This window comes from Mesorhizobium sp. M7A.F.Ca.MR.148.00.0.0, from assembly GCF_003997735.1.
Classification (GTDB): Bacteria; Pseudomonadota; Alphaproteobacteria; order Rhizobiales; family Rhizobiaceae; genus Mesorhizobium.
Genome location: NZ_RZTB01000448.1, coordinates 1 through 358 on the forward strand (window position 1 = coordinate 1; position 358 = coordinate 358).

The following is a 358-nucleotide window of genomic DNA, read 5'->3' on the forward strand; positions in this document are numbered from 1 at the left end:
CCGCGGCCGCGAACGAGCCGAGATCAACTGCCTTGACGAACACGGCCATGCTCTCAAGCCGATCCATATTCGGAACTCCTGGTTTCTACTGTTCTCCCTCTACAGCCATTTATCTCCGACATGCCCGGCTGCATAGCTCATTCGGTTCAGATTATTTGGAGTATCCCGAATGACACGCGTAGTTCGCTTTCACCAGCATGGTGGCCCTGAGGTTCTGCGCATCGAGGATGTCGCGCTTCTCCGACCGGGTCCGGGCGAAGTTCAAATCCGGGTCAAGGCACTCGGCCTCAATCGCGCCGAAGCGCTGCTGCGCGCGGGTTCCTATATCGAGACGCCGACGCTGCCCTCCGGGCTTGGT

Annotated in this window: 1 pseudogene; it reads left to right on the forward strand. The window is 59.2% G+C overall.

Annotation, left to right across the window (positions count from 1 at the left end):
- Window positions 1–169 precede the first annotated feature (169 nt).
- Window positions 170–358 (forward strand): annotated as a pseudogene (locus EOB49_RS34895) (NADPH:quinone reductase); the annotation flags it as partial.